This is a genomic window from Paenibacillus sp. UNC499MF (genome assembly GCF_900107975.1).
In the GTDB taxonomy this organism is placed as follows: Bacteria; Bacillota; Bacilli; order Paenibacillales; family NBRC-103111; genus Paenibacillus_F.
Genome location: NZ_FNVF01000001.1, coordinates 889634 through 902997, shown reverse-complemented (window position 1 = coordinate 902997; position 13364 = coordinate 889634). Strand labels below are relative to the sequence as shown.

General features: G+C 57.3%; 11 protein-coding genes. 1 reads left to right on the top strand and 10 read right to left on the bottom strand.

Going from position 1 to position 13364, the window contains the following annotated elements; all coding sequences use genetic code 11:
* Positions 1-87: 87 nt before the first annotated feature.
* From C4S74_RS04130 to C4S74_RS04095, 8 genes are all read right to left on the bottom strand, one after another.
* Complete coding sequence (locus C4S74_RS04130; RefSeq protein ID WP_258042368.1) at positions 88-2211, bottom strand: MMPL family transporter; 2124 nt, start codon at positions 2209-2211, stop codon at positions 88-90.
* A gap of 33 nt (positions 2212-2244) precedes the next feature.
* On the bottom strand, positions 2245-3474 hold the full coding sequence (locus C4S74_RS04125; RefSeq protein WP_103994063.1) for an NAD(P)/FAD-dependent oxidoreductase: 1230 nt from the start codon (positions 3472-3474) through the stop codon (positions 2245-2247).
* A complete protein-coding gene (locus C4S74_RS04120) occupies positions 3471-4217 on the bottom strand; it encodes a methyltransferase domain-containing protein (RefSeq protein ID WP_103994062.1) in 747 nt (248 codons plus the stop codon). Before C4S74_RS04120 ends, C4S74_RS04125 begins: the two co-directional genes overlap by 4 nt.
* A complete protein-coding gene (locus tag C4S74_RS04115; protein WP_103994061.1) occupies positions 4204-5358 on the bottom strand; it encodes a type III polyketide synthase in 1155 nt (384 codons plus the stop codon). The genes C4S74_RS04120 and C4S74_RS04115 overlap by 14 nt, the downstream gene beginning before the upstream one ends.
* Positions 5359-5738: 380 nt before the next feature.
* A complete protein-coding gene (locus C4S74_RS04110; RefSeq protein WP_103994060.1) occupies positions 5739-6323 on the bottom strand; it encodes a YdcF family protein in 585 nt (194 codons plus the stop codon).
* A gap of 98 nt (positions 6324-6421) precedes the next feature.
* Positions 6422-7693: an MFS transporter gene (locus tag C4S74_RS04105; RefSeq protein WP_103994059.1), complete on the bottom strand. Its 1272-nt coding sequence runs from the start codon at positions 7691-7693 to the stop codon at positions 6422-6424.
* On the bottom strand, positions 7690-8382 hold the full coding sequence (locus tag C4S74_RS04100) for a FadR/GntR family transcriptional regulator (RefSeq protein WP_103994058.1): 693 nt from the start codon (positions 8380-8382) through the stop codon (positions 7690-7692). Before C4S74_RS04100 ends, C4S74_RS04105 begins: the two co-directional genes overlap by 4 nt.
* Before the next feature lie 523 nt (positions 8383-8905).
* Complete coding sequence (locus tag C4S74_RS04095) at positions 8906-10120, bottom strand: MFS transporter (RefSeq protein ID WP_103994057.1); 1215 nt, start codon at positions 10118-10120, stop codon at positions 8906-8908.
* 204 nt (positions 10121-10324) lie between these two features.
* Between C4S74_RS04095 and C4S74_RS04090 the strand changes: the two genes are divergently transcribed.
* Positions 10325-10888, top strand: coding sequence for a DUF1003 domain-containing protein (locus C4S74_RS04090; protein ID WP_103994056.1), 564 nt, complete (start codon positions 10325-10327; stop codon positions 10886-10888).
* A 5-nt stretch (positions 10889-10893) separates the two neighbouring features.
* Here the strand turns inward: C4S74_RS04090 and glsA are convergent, their stop codons facing one another.
* Together glsA and C4S74_RS04080 are read right to left on the bottom strand one after the other, a co-directional pair.
* Positions 10894-11838, bottom strand: a complete 945-nt coding sequence (gene glsA / locus C4S74_RS04085) for a glutaminase A (protein WP_103994055.1) — start codon at positions 11836-11838, stop codon at positions 10894-10896.
* Between the two features lie 129 nt (positions 11839-11967).
* Positions 11968-13245, bottom strand: a complete 1278-nt coding sequence (locus C4S74_RS04080; protein ID WP_103994054.1) for a HAMP domain-containing sensor histidine kinase — start codon at positions 13243-13245, stop codon at positions 11968-11970.
* Positions 13246-13364 lie beyond the last annotated feature (119 nt).

Sequence of the window (13364 nt, the reverse complement as noted above, 5' to 3'; positions counted from 1 at the left end):
CAAGTAATTCTTATTGAAAAACAACCTCAAACCCCATTAAACACACAAAAAAACCGCAGCACCTGCGGTTTCGCAGCTTATATGCGGTTAAAGCGACCACCAGTTCCATTTGCCCAGAAGTTTCATTAAAGCCGGCACCAGAATCATGCGGATCAAAGTCGCATCCAGTAAAATCGCCCCCGCGATTCCGGTTCCCAGCTGTCTGACCCCCGCTACGTCCGCTCCCGCAAACGGAAGCGTAACGGCAATCATAATAGCGGCGGCCGAAGTAATGATCCGGCTTGTCGCAGCCAGACCCGCCGCAACCGCGTAATCGTTGTCCCTTGTCTGCCCGTAAAGCTCGGCAATGCGCGCGACAAGGAACACCCCGTAATCCATGCTGATGCCGAACACCAGGCCGAAAATGAATACGGGTATCATGATCGCGATAGAGCCGTCCCCTGCCGCCCCTTCCTGAAAGATCCAGGTCAGCAGGCCGAAGGAAGCGGTAATGCCGAGAACATTCATCAGGAGCGTCTTAAGCGGAATAAACACGGACCGGAACGCCCTGTACAGCAGGACGAAATTCGTAACGATAACAAACAGCAGCACTTTATACAAGTTTGCAAAAATGGCGTCGAACACTTCCTGACGATACTTGGCTTCTCCGCCAAGCCGGAAAGGAATCCGTTCCTGAATTCCGGCCGTCTCCCATTTGCGCAGCCACTGCCTCGTTTCTTCCGAATCAGGGTCCGTGCGGAGATAAACGTCCATGACCAGCTGATTTTCATGAAAATAAAAGGGAAGCAGGGCGGCTTCGTGACGAATATCCGCCTGTTTATGAAGCAGAGATAGCTGTTCGCCGTTCATGTCCAGTCTGGAGAAAACCGAATCTACCCGGATTACTTGCGGGTCCCGCCGAAGCTGTAGAAACTTCCGGTAAGCATACTGCCAGTCAAAACTTTGTCCGCTGCCGGGGCTTGCAGCCCGCACTCCGAGAAGAAAGGTCGCATCCGGGGAAGGAAAACGAGCGGCCAGCCGTTCGGCGGCGGCGCGAGATTCCGTACCCTCCGGAAGCGATGCCGCATCCGGGACCGCCATTTTCATGCTGCCCACCGGCAGGATGCACATGACAACGACCAGGGCAGCGAGCACCGCCATCCGCAGCGGTCTTTTCATAACGGCCTCGGACAGGCGATACCAGAAGATGCCTCCTGTTCCGTCGGACCGGACGGTATTCTCGGCTGCGATCCTTTTTCTCAGGAAGGACAATACCGCAGGCAGCAGCGTAAATGACAAGAACACGGACACAAACAGCACGGTAAGAGCGGCCCAGGCCACCGAAGCGAACATCGGCAGAGGTATGAACAGGATGCCGAGCAGGCCAAGCGCCACACAGCCGGCCGAATACAATACCGCTCTTCCCGAGGTCCGCATCGTCACCCGAAGCGCCTGTTCGGCCCTCCCGCAGCTCATTTCTTCCCGGAACCGGCTGACCAGCATGAGGGAAAAATCGATACTCAGCGCCAGCCCCACCATCGGAATGACATTCAGTACGAAATTGGATAACTCCGTCCGCATCCCCAGCCCGTAAACGATTCCCATCGAGACGACTGTCGAAACCGACCCGATTACGACCGGAATCAAAGCGGTCGCCACTCCGCCGAAGGCTGCCCAAAGGATAAGAAACGCGGCCGGAAGTCCGATCAGCTCCGCTTTTCTCATATCCGTTTCGCTCGCCGCATTCACATCCGCCTGAACGACCGGCTTCCCGGTGAGCATCCACACGAAGCCGGACTGGACAGGCAGTCGCCCGCGCAGCTCGGCCAGCACCGCTCGTTCATCCCGTCCGGTAAAGCGGATGTCCAGCAGCGCGTAGGCTTTTCCGGAACGGAGCATCTCCCCGTTACCGAGGGGTGAAACGATTCTCTCCAGTCCGGGCAAGCCTTCGGCACTCTGCAAAGCGGACCGGATATAAGCTTTAAACGCCTCCTTGGAACCGGGTTTGTTCTGTTCAAACCAGATCACGACCGGTTCGGCAGGCCGGTTAAAGCCCTCATCCAGCCGCTGCCGGACCGTTCCTGACGATCCGTCGGGATCAAGACCGTGCCCTCCAAGCACGGTGGGAAGGCGGAGGGCGCCGCCCCCGAAAATAACGAGGCATACCGTCCAACAGACGAGAATGATTTTCGGATAGCGGAAAGAGAGGACAGCCAGTCTGTGCAAGCCCATGTCCTCCCCTCTTTTTCGAATAGGTGCCGAAGATCAGTTTTCTCCTTCCGGCTTCAGCCGGGTGGCCTTCAATAATCCGGAGGCCACGCCCGGCGAAAGCTGCGCAAGACGCAGCAGCATGCGGACCACGGCCGGACTGCCGAGGGACGACTGCAGCAGCCTTCCCCACCGCAGCGGCCCCCCGAAGGTCCGCTTAACGGCGCGGACGTACTGCTCTTCCCACCCGGCCAGGCTCAGCTCCCCCCGCAGATATCCGTCTGCCAGGGGGGCGCACAGGCGCGCCGAGCGGAGGGCCATGGACATGCCGTCCCCGCACAGCGGGGGAATCATCACCGATGAATCCCCCAGACGCGGCACCATGTCCCAAGGGTTCGGGCGCCGGTTCAGCTTCACCGGCGCGACCGCTGCCTGAGCACCGGGCACAGGCAGCCCCCGCTTCAGCTTCGAATGAAGCGGGGGGCACCGCTGCGCCGCGGCTTCGAGCAGCGCGGAGACGCTCTTGCCCGCGCCGCGGAACGCATCCCGCGACAGCAGCGCGGACGCGTTCACGAGGCCGTCTTCGACGGGGCACAGCCCTAGGTAGCCGCCCGGGAAGAGATACAGCTCGACGACCGGCTCCATCTCGATGCCCGTGTAGTGGGATTTGACGCCCATATAGTCGGGGGCGCTGCGGCTCCACGGGTACAAGGTGCTCCGGCCGCGATCCACCAATGCGGAGGGGGCGGGATTTGCTGGGTTACCGGGTGTTGCCGGGCCCGAAAAACCGGTTACGGCAGCCTGCCCGTTCGCCCCCCAGGCGGCAATAACCGTGCGGGCCCGGATGATCTCAATGCCGCTGCCTCTCCTCACTCTCACCTCGCAGCTCTCGTCCGAAAGCCTCTCAACCGAGAGAACGGCCGAAGATGTCCGGACCCGGGCTCCTGCTTCTGCGGCGGCTTCATGCAGCGCTTCGTCAAGCCGGAAGCGGCTGAGTCCCATCGCGATTCCCGGCAGCGGGATGTCGACACGTCCGCCTTCCGCGGAAATCAGCCGCACCCGCTCCACCGCGGCGGGGCGAAGGGCCGACACGCGGTCCGTCAATCCGGCCGCATCCAGCATCTGCCGGACTTCCGGCGACAGAAACTCCCCGCACACCTTATGGCGGGGAAAGCGGTTCCGGTCCACCAGGAGCGTCCGCCATCCTTTTTCCGCCAGACTTTTAGCGATAAGGCTTCCGGCTAAGCCGCCTCCCAGAACGGCAGCATCCGTCTCGGTTACAGTCACGGGTTCGGCTCCGGGTCCGCTTCCGGCCCGGGCTGCCGGGGAATTACGACCGCATAGCGGAACAGCGGTCTCCACGAAACGTGATAATCCGGCATCTCCAGTACTCTTCTCAGCTCGGACCAGTCCTCCCGGGAGAATCCTTTGGCGACGGACAGCGGTCCGTCATGGCGGATGTAACGGTTCCCCGATAAGATGCGGGAAGCCAGCCAGACGGCGGACCAGGCAAGCCAGTGACGGTGAATATCGTTGACGGCGATGCCGAAGCGGGAAGCCCGGAGCATCGTCCTCACGACGTCCGGGAGATCTTCCCGGGAGAAGTGGTGGAGAAACTGGGCGGCGGTCACAATATCGGCGCACCCTTCGGGAAGCTCGGACAAATCCGCCCGGCGGATCTCCACTCTAGGTTCCCCGCGGAACAAATGCCGTGCCTCCTCGCAGGCTTCTTCCGTAATATCACAAAGGGTGATCTTCACGCTTACCTTGCGTTCATCCGCCCAGCGAAGCACATGACGGTTTATGTCGCCGGAGCCGGAACCGACGTCAAGCACGGTCAAATGCTGCGGTTTTCCGGCGGCCGCCCACAATCTCCCGATCCCGTACAAAGTCGGACCCGGCGCTGCGAAAAGACGGTTGAGCCTGCGGAGATGCCGCAGAGCTTCCCGGAGTTCGGCTCCGCCGCGAGTGAAATCGTCCATATACTCCGATTCCGGCGAACGGCTGCGCAGACGGTCAAACGGCGGCATGCGCTGTTTTCTCCTCCGCCGCGCCTACCGGCATGTAGGTGAAGCGGATAAGCTCGGCCGTTATTCCGGGACCGAAAGCCAGAGCGATTCCATCGGCGGTATCCGCTCCCGCTGTCCGAAGCTCCGTACGCATCTGCTGCAGGACGAAAAAAATCGTAGCGGAAGAAAGGTTGCCGAAATCCCGCAGCACTTGTCTGCTGGGCGCTGTCTGTTCCTCCGTCAGGCCATATACCTGCTGGACCGCATCCACGATCCCTTTGCCTCCGGGATGTATCGCCCACAGCTCGGGCAGACGTTCCCCGCCAAGCAGTTTACCGACTTCCGGCGGAATGCGGTTTGTGATGAGCTTGGGTATATGGGGCGACAAGTATAAATCGAAACCGAAGTTGCCCACTTCCCAGGTCATCTCCTCCGCCGCTTCCGGAATAAGGACGGACCGGTGTTCACCGAGCCCGAATATTCCGTGCCGCGATTGTCCCGTGCGGCCGATAACGCAGGCGGAGGCCCCATCTCCGAAAAAAGACGCGCCGAAAAGAGCTTCTTTGCTGCCCGAGGGCTGTATATGCAGCGTGCACAGTTCGACGCTCACGATCAGCACGTTCGCCTGCGGAGCGGAATCGGCAATTTCACGGGCGAGGCATACGGCACGCAGGCCGGCCGCGCATCCGATAAATTGAAGCGGGATGCGGGAAACTTCCGGAGATAAGCCCAGTTCTCTTACGAGCACGGCATCCAGCCCCGGCAGGAACTGCCCCGTGCAGCTTACGGTAATCAGATGCGTGATGTCCGAAACGCGGAGACCGCTGTCCGCCAAAGCTTGTCCGGCCGCTTGATGCGCCAGCGGCAGCGATTCCTTTTTATAAACCGCCATCCGTTCGGCAGTCGTCGGGATAAGGCCCGGCTCCGTATCCGGCAAATAGCGGCAGGAAGAGACAGGCTCCAGGAGGCCGGGCTCGCAGGTGTACCGGGTTTGCACGCCGCACTGCTTGAACAACCTTTTGGCCCAGCGCGCGGAATCGGGATAACGTTCCAATGCCTGAGCCAAACGGAGAACCACTTCCGATTGTTCCAGCCGGTGGGCCGGGACTGCCGTGCCTATCCCAAGAATTGCGGTTGCGGGAGTCGTCTTGTTCTGATTCATCTACAGGTTCATCTCCTCGTCTATGAATAGGCCTGATCGGCCGAAAACAGCAATACGGCAGGCCGGTTCCGCATTCGACCGGCCCCTCTGTTTATTTGTATTCACAGCGGAGGTAGCTTAGTACAGGCACTCCGTTCAGGCAGGATACACGGCTGCACCGCTGCATGAGAGCAGCATGCGGTCCGCCATCGGCATGGACACAAGCACTGCGCCCTCAAAGCCCATGTACTTTGTCATCGGAATGGTGCCGCGGTGCGGACGGAGATTTGACCGCTTTTGCACGGCCGCGTATCCGAAAGGATGTGTACCCGTCAGCCTCTCGTTCCGGCCGCCTTTTTTGCGCCAAATAAAAAAAGCCGCATAAAGCGCGGCTTGCGAACTTATGAATTTTTACCGAAAAAATAACCGGTTAGCTTAAGATATTCCGTAAACGTAACCATCAGACTTTTATTGTTGCCCCACCATTTCAGGGGAGTAAAATTTTTGTCAGGAGCGGCCACGTAATGAAGCTGGATGCCTGAATCTTTGAAGACCCGGTCGAAAAGAAGCTTGACCCTTCTCATGTGAAAGTCCGAAGAAACGACGGTCACGGATTTAAACCCGTGCTGCCCGATGACTTTTTTGGAAAAAACGGCATTTTCATAGGTGCTGTCCGCCCGGTCTTCGAGGACGATCGCTTGTTCGGGGACTCCGAGTTCCATGGCGTGATCTTTCATGAGGCCGGCCATTTTGCTGTTCCGGTACACTTCACCCCCCGAGAACATAAGAAAAGGGGCGACTCCGTTTTTGTACAGCTCGGCTCCCTTCTCTGTCCTATCTCCCCTGTCTCCCGAAAGCACGAGAATCACATCGGATTTAACCGGCTCTTCCGTATAGACGAGAAAAGTTCCCGCGTTTTTCAACGCGAACATCAGGACAATGAACAGTCCGAAAGCAAGTATGAGCTTGATTTGTTTTTTCGTCAAAAAGCTTCACTCCATTTACCGGGTTCATGCTCCTTATCTTACCACAGATGAACGCCGGATTTCTTCCGTGTCTCGTGAACGCGTGCAGCGTTAAGCTTTTATTTCGTTCCGTGTTCTTCTCCGATGAACCGGTTAGCCGCGGCACCCTGCCCGACGATAAAGAGCAGAACGGCGATTGCGGCAAGCAGGAGAAGCGGAGTCGTCCACCCGCCTGTCGTATCGTGCAGAAAACCGAACAAAATCGGGCCGGCCGCCGCCAGCAGGTAACCGAACGATTGGGCCATGCCGGACAGTTCGGCGGACTGCTGGGCGCTTCGCGTGCGCAGGCTGAAGAACATCATCGCCAGACTGAACGCGCAGCCTCCGGCTATCCCCGTCAACATAATCCACAGCGGCACAAGAGCCGTGCTTCCCAGCAGCAGTCCGAGAATTCCGGCCAGAAACAGCGCGGACGTAAGGGTGACCAGGAAGCGCTGATTAGCCATTTTCGCCGCCAGGACGGGTACCACAAACGAAATGGGCAGAAGCGCGAGCTGCATAAGGGAAAGCATCCATCCCGCATACCCCGCGGACAATCCTCTGGTGTTCAGGACTGCCGGCAGCCAGGCGATAAATGCGTAGAAAAACGTCGACTGAAGTCCCATGAACAGGGTGACTTTCCAGGCTAGTGGCGATTTCCAGACGGAAGTGGTTTTATCGCCGGAATTATTCGCCGAAATGGCGGATATCCGGGCCACCCGGCGCGCTTTGCGGACGCCTGTCACCTGCGGCACCCAAAACAGCAGAGCCAGCATACTCAGCGCGGCCCAGATTCCCAGCGAGCCTTTCCAGCCGAGACCCAGGCTGCTTGCCGCCGGTACGCTGACGCCCGATGCCGCCGCGCCGCTCAAGTTCATCGACACGGAGTATACGCCGGTCATCAGACCGATCCGGGCGGGAAAATCCCGCTTGATCAGACTGGGAAGCAGCACGTTGCACAGGGCAATGGCCACCCCCAGCAGGGCGGTTCCCAGAAAAAGCGTTCCCGCTCCCGATGCCGACCGGAGTATAATTCCGGCGGTCAGCACGGTTGCGGCGACAAGCAATACCGTTTCGATCCCGTACTTCTTGGCCCATTTCGGGGCGAACGGGGAAATAACGGCAAACATGAGCAAAGGCAGTGTCGTCAGCGTGCCCGCCAGCGTGTTGGAGATGCCGAGCTCTCCTTTAATGGTGCCGATCAAAGGTCCGACGGATGTGAGCGGAGCTCTCAGTACGGCTCCGATAAATAAAATGCCGACGATCAGCAGCCAGCCGGCCGTTCTCGCCGCAGCTTGATCCTGTCCCGCAAGCGGCAGGTCTTCCGATGGTGTCATATTTCTAGTGTTCATGAAAGTTCCTCCAAGCGTTTCAAATCGTTTCTGGAATGCGAGATATATTCGTGCACCGCCTCCGCGGCTTCTTCCACATCCTGCCGGATAATGGCGTCGATCATTCTGGCATGACTGCGGTGATGAAGATCGACTTCCGTGACAACCTCCGTCAAACTTCGTACGGAAAGATCCAGCGCTCCGGTCATGTGAGCGTACAGTTCGCTAAACAGCTCGTTATGCGCCGCCGTGACGACCGCCTGGTGAAGCCGGATATCCGCGCCCGAATAGGAGGCCATATCTCCGGCTTCCGCAGCCGCCGTGCACGCGTCCAGATGATGCTTCAGGGAAGCGACGTCTTCGTCCGTCCTGCGCTCCGCCGCAAGCCTGGCCGCTTCGCGCTCCAGCGCCTGCCGCACTTCCAGCGTCTCGATCAGCGTGGACTGGCGGACCCGCTTCTGCAGAACGACGCCGAGGACACTGGACGAGCACACGTACGTGCCGTCCCCCTGCTTCGTCTGCAGCAGCCCCGCATGAACCATCGCCCGCACGGCTTCGCGGATCGTATTGCGGCTGACGCCCAGTGTCTCCGACAGCTCCGGCTCCGGAGGAATACGCGTTCCGACAGGCCAGCGGCCGGATTCGATTAAAGTCTGAAGCTGATCGGCAACCTGCTCGACCAGCGTTAATTTTTTCGGTTTTTCCAGCATGTCTTTTTATACCTCCAAACATAGGATGATTGGTCTTTTATCTAAAATAGCACAAAAACTACGATCTGTAAAACACTTCCCGCGAATCATTTCGGGCACACTGCGGCATCTCATAACGGTATCGCATGAAAGATCGCATGACAGTATCACAAGAAAGGACCGCATGTCGGTTTCATGACGGTTTCATGACGGTTTCATGTCAGTTTCATGCCGGTACCGCATCATGACAGTCCAGTCACCGGTGTATTCCTGTTCGGAGTCCAGCCGTTCGGCGAGTCGGTCTTATCCGCCTATCGGGCACTTTCATCCGCCGACAAAAAAAGATTGTCCCATGTAGAGACAATCCTTGATTCATTGCGCCTTCGCAGTTTGCTTTCCGCATCCGCGAAGCTCACAGCACGCATTGCTCGGCGAAACATTGCGGTAGTCTGCCGGCGACTTCCGGCACACGGACGGGATATGCTTTTTTTACAAACGCCGCTCGTTTCGGTATTCGTTGTCATAAACTGCGCCTTGCCTCAGGTCAGGAAGAAAGCTCTCTGCCTTTGGTCTCGTCTCCCCAAAACAGCACGGCCAGCGCGCCGATCAGGATCATGACGAAAAAGAGGATGAAAATCGCCTGAATGCCGATTCCCCATCCGACGAGCACCCCGACCAGCAGCGGAGCGACAATACCGCCTATGCGGCCAAACGAGGCGGCCAGACCCGCCCCCGTCGATCGGATCGCCGTCGGATACAGCTCGGGCGTATAGGCGTACAGGCCGCCCCAGGCTCCGAGGTTAAAGAAAGACAAGCACATGCCCGCCGCGATCAGCATGCCTTCCGTGGAAGCTCCGCCGAACCATATGGCGCTGAAAGCGGTCAGCACCAGATAGGTGACGAGAACGAATTTGCGGCCGAATTTCTCGATAAAATAGGCGGCCGTAAAATAACCCGGAAGCTGGGCGAGCGTCATGATGAGCACGTACTGAAAGCTTTTGACCAGCGTAAAACCTTTCATCACCATAACCGTCGGAAGCCACAGGAACATGCCGTAATACGAGAACACGACAGTAAACCACAATACCCACAGCATAACGGTCGACCGCCGGTAATCGCGGGACCAGACGGATTTCAATTTGGCCGTAAACGAAGATTCGCCCGACCGTTCTTTTCTGAACCGCGGAGGATCTTCAATCGCCCGCCTCAAATACAGCGCGTAGAGCGCAGGCACGGCTCCGATGACGAAGGCGGACTGCCAGCCGTACTTCGGGATGACGAAATAAGCGATGAGCGCCGCCAGAATCCAGCCTCCCGCCCAGAAGCTTTCGAGCAGCACGACGGCTCTTCCCCTGTCCTGCACGGGCATGCTCTCCGATACGAGCGTGGATGCGACAGGCAGCTCTCCGCCCAGTCCGACACCCGCGATAAACCGCAGGATGCAGAGGACGGTAAAACTCGCGGCCAGGGCGGACAAGCCGCTGGCGGCCGAAAAAATGAGCAGGGTCCAGACCAGGACGGATTTGCGTCCGTAACGGTCTGCCAAATACCCCGCGATCGCCGCCCCGAAGGCCATCCCGACCGAGTTAATGCTGGTCAGAATGCCGACCTGTCCCGCGCTGAGCTTCCAGTGAACCGTTAAAGCCGCGACGATAAATGAAATAATGCCGACATCCATGGCATCGAACAGCCAGCTTAAACCGGCGCTGAACAGCAGCTTCCGCTGCTTAGGATTTTGAAGCATCGCAATAGCGCGCATTGGGCTTCTCCCTTGTCGTTTAGTAGGTATCTTCTGCTTAATTTGCCCTGTCCAAAGGGGCGCATTCCGATGATGCCCCTATACTTTTCCAGTTAAAAGAAGAAGTATACCGGGTAATTCCCTATTTTACCCCGATTCTGTCCAATTGGCTAACATTTCCGCAGTAAATTTAAACAGGCTATAAACCGGGAGGAAACAGACACCATGAGTTATAAAAGCGAGACGGAGAGAACTTCCGAAGAACGGCTTTTGAAGGAGCTGGAGAAATATCCGAGGCAGAAGCTGCACAAAAGAGATGTCGAGCGCGTCACCGATATGGTCCGCGACTACCAGGGAAAGATCAAGGCCCATCTGCACGAGCAGCAGGAGAAAAAGACGAACCGCTGGGACCGTCTGGCCGATCACGTTGCCGTCCTGGCAGGAAGCTGGTGGTTCGTTACATCCTCGGCGGTCATTATTACGATCTGGATGCTCGTCAACAGCGAAAGAAACTCGTTGTTTATTCTCAGCTTCGCCCTGTCCATCCTTTCCCTGTTCCAATCGACCCTGATTCAGAAAAGCCAAAACCGCCAGGCCGCCAAAGATAAACAGGAGCAAATGCTCGACATCGCCATCAATTATAAAGCCGAACAGGAGAACCTGGAAATCCAGCAAAATTTAAAGGAACTTGAAGTGAAGCTCCAGCGGATCGAGCTCCGGTTATCCGCACGCTCCCGCGCCAAAAGCCGCCCCGGGCGGGCGAAAACCGCACGCGCAAGGCGGAAATAATTCATTCAGAACAAGCTCCAGTCATAGCTTGCCGACAGCTTCTCAAGCAGATCGACGCCTGCGACGCTGTTGCCTTTGCGGTTGAGCGAGGGCCCGATAAGACCGATTCCGTACCGGCCCGGCACGAGGGTCAGGATGCCGCCGGAAACGCCGCTTTTCGCCGGCAGCCCAACGCTGATGGCAAATTCTCCGGAAGCGTTGTACATTCCGCAGGTGGTCATAAACGTTTTCGCGATCTGAACGTACCGCCGCGGAATGAGCGTTTTACCCGTAAGCGGGTCGTACCCGTCGAAAGCGAGAATCAGAGCCATCCGCGAAAGATCGCCGCATGTGACCCGGATCGAGCAGTGGCGGAAATACACCTCGAGAACCTCCTCGACACCACCGTCGAGAACCTCGTTCTCTTTCAGAAAATACGCGAGCGAACGGTTCATATGCCCGGTTTCATTCTCCGACCGGTATACCGCCTCGTCGTAATCCAGCTTGCCGTTAGCGGCGAGCTCCCGGAAAAACGACAGCACTCTCGCCGACTTCGCTTCGGGACCGGCGCCTTTGATTAACGAAGACACGGCAATCGCTCCCGCGTTGATCAGCGGATTGAACGGAATGCCGGGCTCCACAAGCTCCAGCTTCAGCATGGAGTTGAAATCGTCGCCCGTCGGCTCTTTGCCGACTTTCGAGAAGACCGCTTCTTCCCCGTTATCCATCAGTGCGAGAATCAGCGTAAACACTTTGGAAATACTCTGCATCGTAAAAGGCAGCCCGCAGTCTCCCGCGGACAAATGCTCCCCCTGTCCGTTCAGCAGGTGAATGCCCAGGGCGGAAGCCGGGGCTTTTGCAAGCTCCGGAATATAAGACGCCACGTTTCCCCGGGAAGTCAGCTTGCAGCTTTCCTCTATCCACTGCGGAAGCGACGCCCGGATGGTTTTGAATTCATGATCGGCTTTCACGGCTTCCCTCCTTCCTCTCCATGCCGCTTTTCAATTGCCGCGTTCTTTCCGGATTCCTTCTCCATAAGACAAGTATGACCGCCAAACGAAAAAAAGATGACAGAAACGCGGAGGCGCTTCTGTCATCTTTTATTTATGTTTTTCAACTGCCGCCGCTTCGGCTGCTTCGGCATACTTGCTCAGCGTAAGGGCGAAGAGCAAATCCGTCTCTCTCTGCCTGTCGCTCTCCGTCCAGATCTGCCCTTCCATGAGATCGACCAGCTTCTTGCTGATCGCCAGATCCAGACTCGTTTCATAGACGGGAACGGACGAAGCGTCGGCTTTGAAGCCGGCTCCTTCCATGAGAAATTCCAGTTTATCGGGAGTAATAAGCGGCGCTTTAACGGCAAAACGGATATGATGCACATCGGGATGATCCCTATCCGCCATCTGGACCGCCGCCAGTGTAAGATCGCCGGCACGGGCGTTTTTGGAAGCATGATCGAGCAGCTTGATCAGCACATCCCGGATCTTCACGGGATCGCCTACGACAACCGCAGGAAGTCCGGGAGCCGCGTCGAGACGGACTGCCCGCCCGCCAGCATGCCTGATCCCGTACAGATTCACGACTTCTTCCAAGGCGGGGAGCAGCTCGAACGGCTCCGCCTCTACCGATACGCCGCCCGATTCCATTTTGCTGTAGTCCAGAATGTCCGTTACGAGATTGAGCAGAGAGTTGTTGCTCGTTTCAATGATGCTCATGTAGCTCTTCTGCTCCTCGCTCAGCTCCGTATCCTGCATCAAGTCCGTCATGCCCATAATGCCGGTCATCGGCGTCTTGATCTCCTGGCCGATCATGGCAAGAAGCTTGCTCTTGATCTTGGATGACTGCTCGGAAGCGGCATGCGACTCCCGAAGGATCTGCTGGGCTTCCCGCAGTTCCGTGACCGTATGCTCAAGCTCCACCACGTGGGCCAGAAAGACCGCCATCGCGCTCAGGGTTTTGAGATCCGTGTCCGAAACGGGATAAGACGGATGATCGAGAATACAGATCGTACCGTAAAAATGCCCGTTCTTCAAAATGATGGGCAGCCCGATAAAAGAACGGCTTCCGAGCACACGGGTTACTTCCAGATCCGCAGTAAGCGAACTAACCGCCGTGTCGGCAATAACAAGCGGCTCACCGGTATTGCGTCCTACCAGGCTGCAGTAGCTGATGTCATAAGGGAGCTCGTCGCCTTCTCTAACGAGCTGTTCCTGACGGTTGAACGCCTTCAGAATCGTATTGGTCCGTCCGTCGTTGGTTGCGACAAAAATGGTATTCACTTGAAGCAGGCCGCTGACAACCTCAATGATATGAGCCGCAGCTTCTTCTATATTGTTATAAAAACCGAGTTGGTCCTGATGCTCTCTTGTCACAGCTATCACACAGCTTTCTATACTTTCAGATAAGATCTTATTAAGTGTACTATACTTCCGTCTCTTTCAGGCATAAAGGTTTCGAAAAAATAAGAGATTTTCCAGAAATCCCATCTCTATTCACGGAA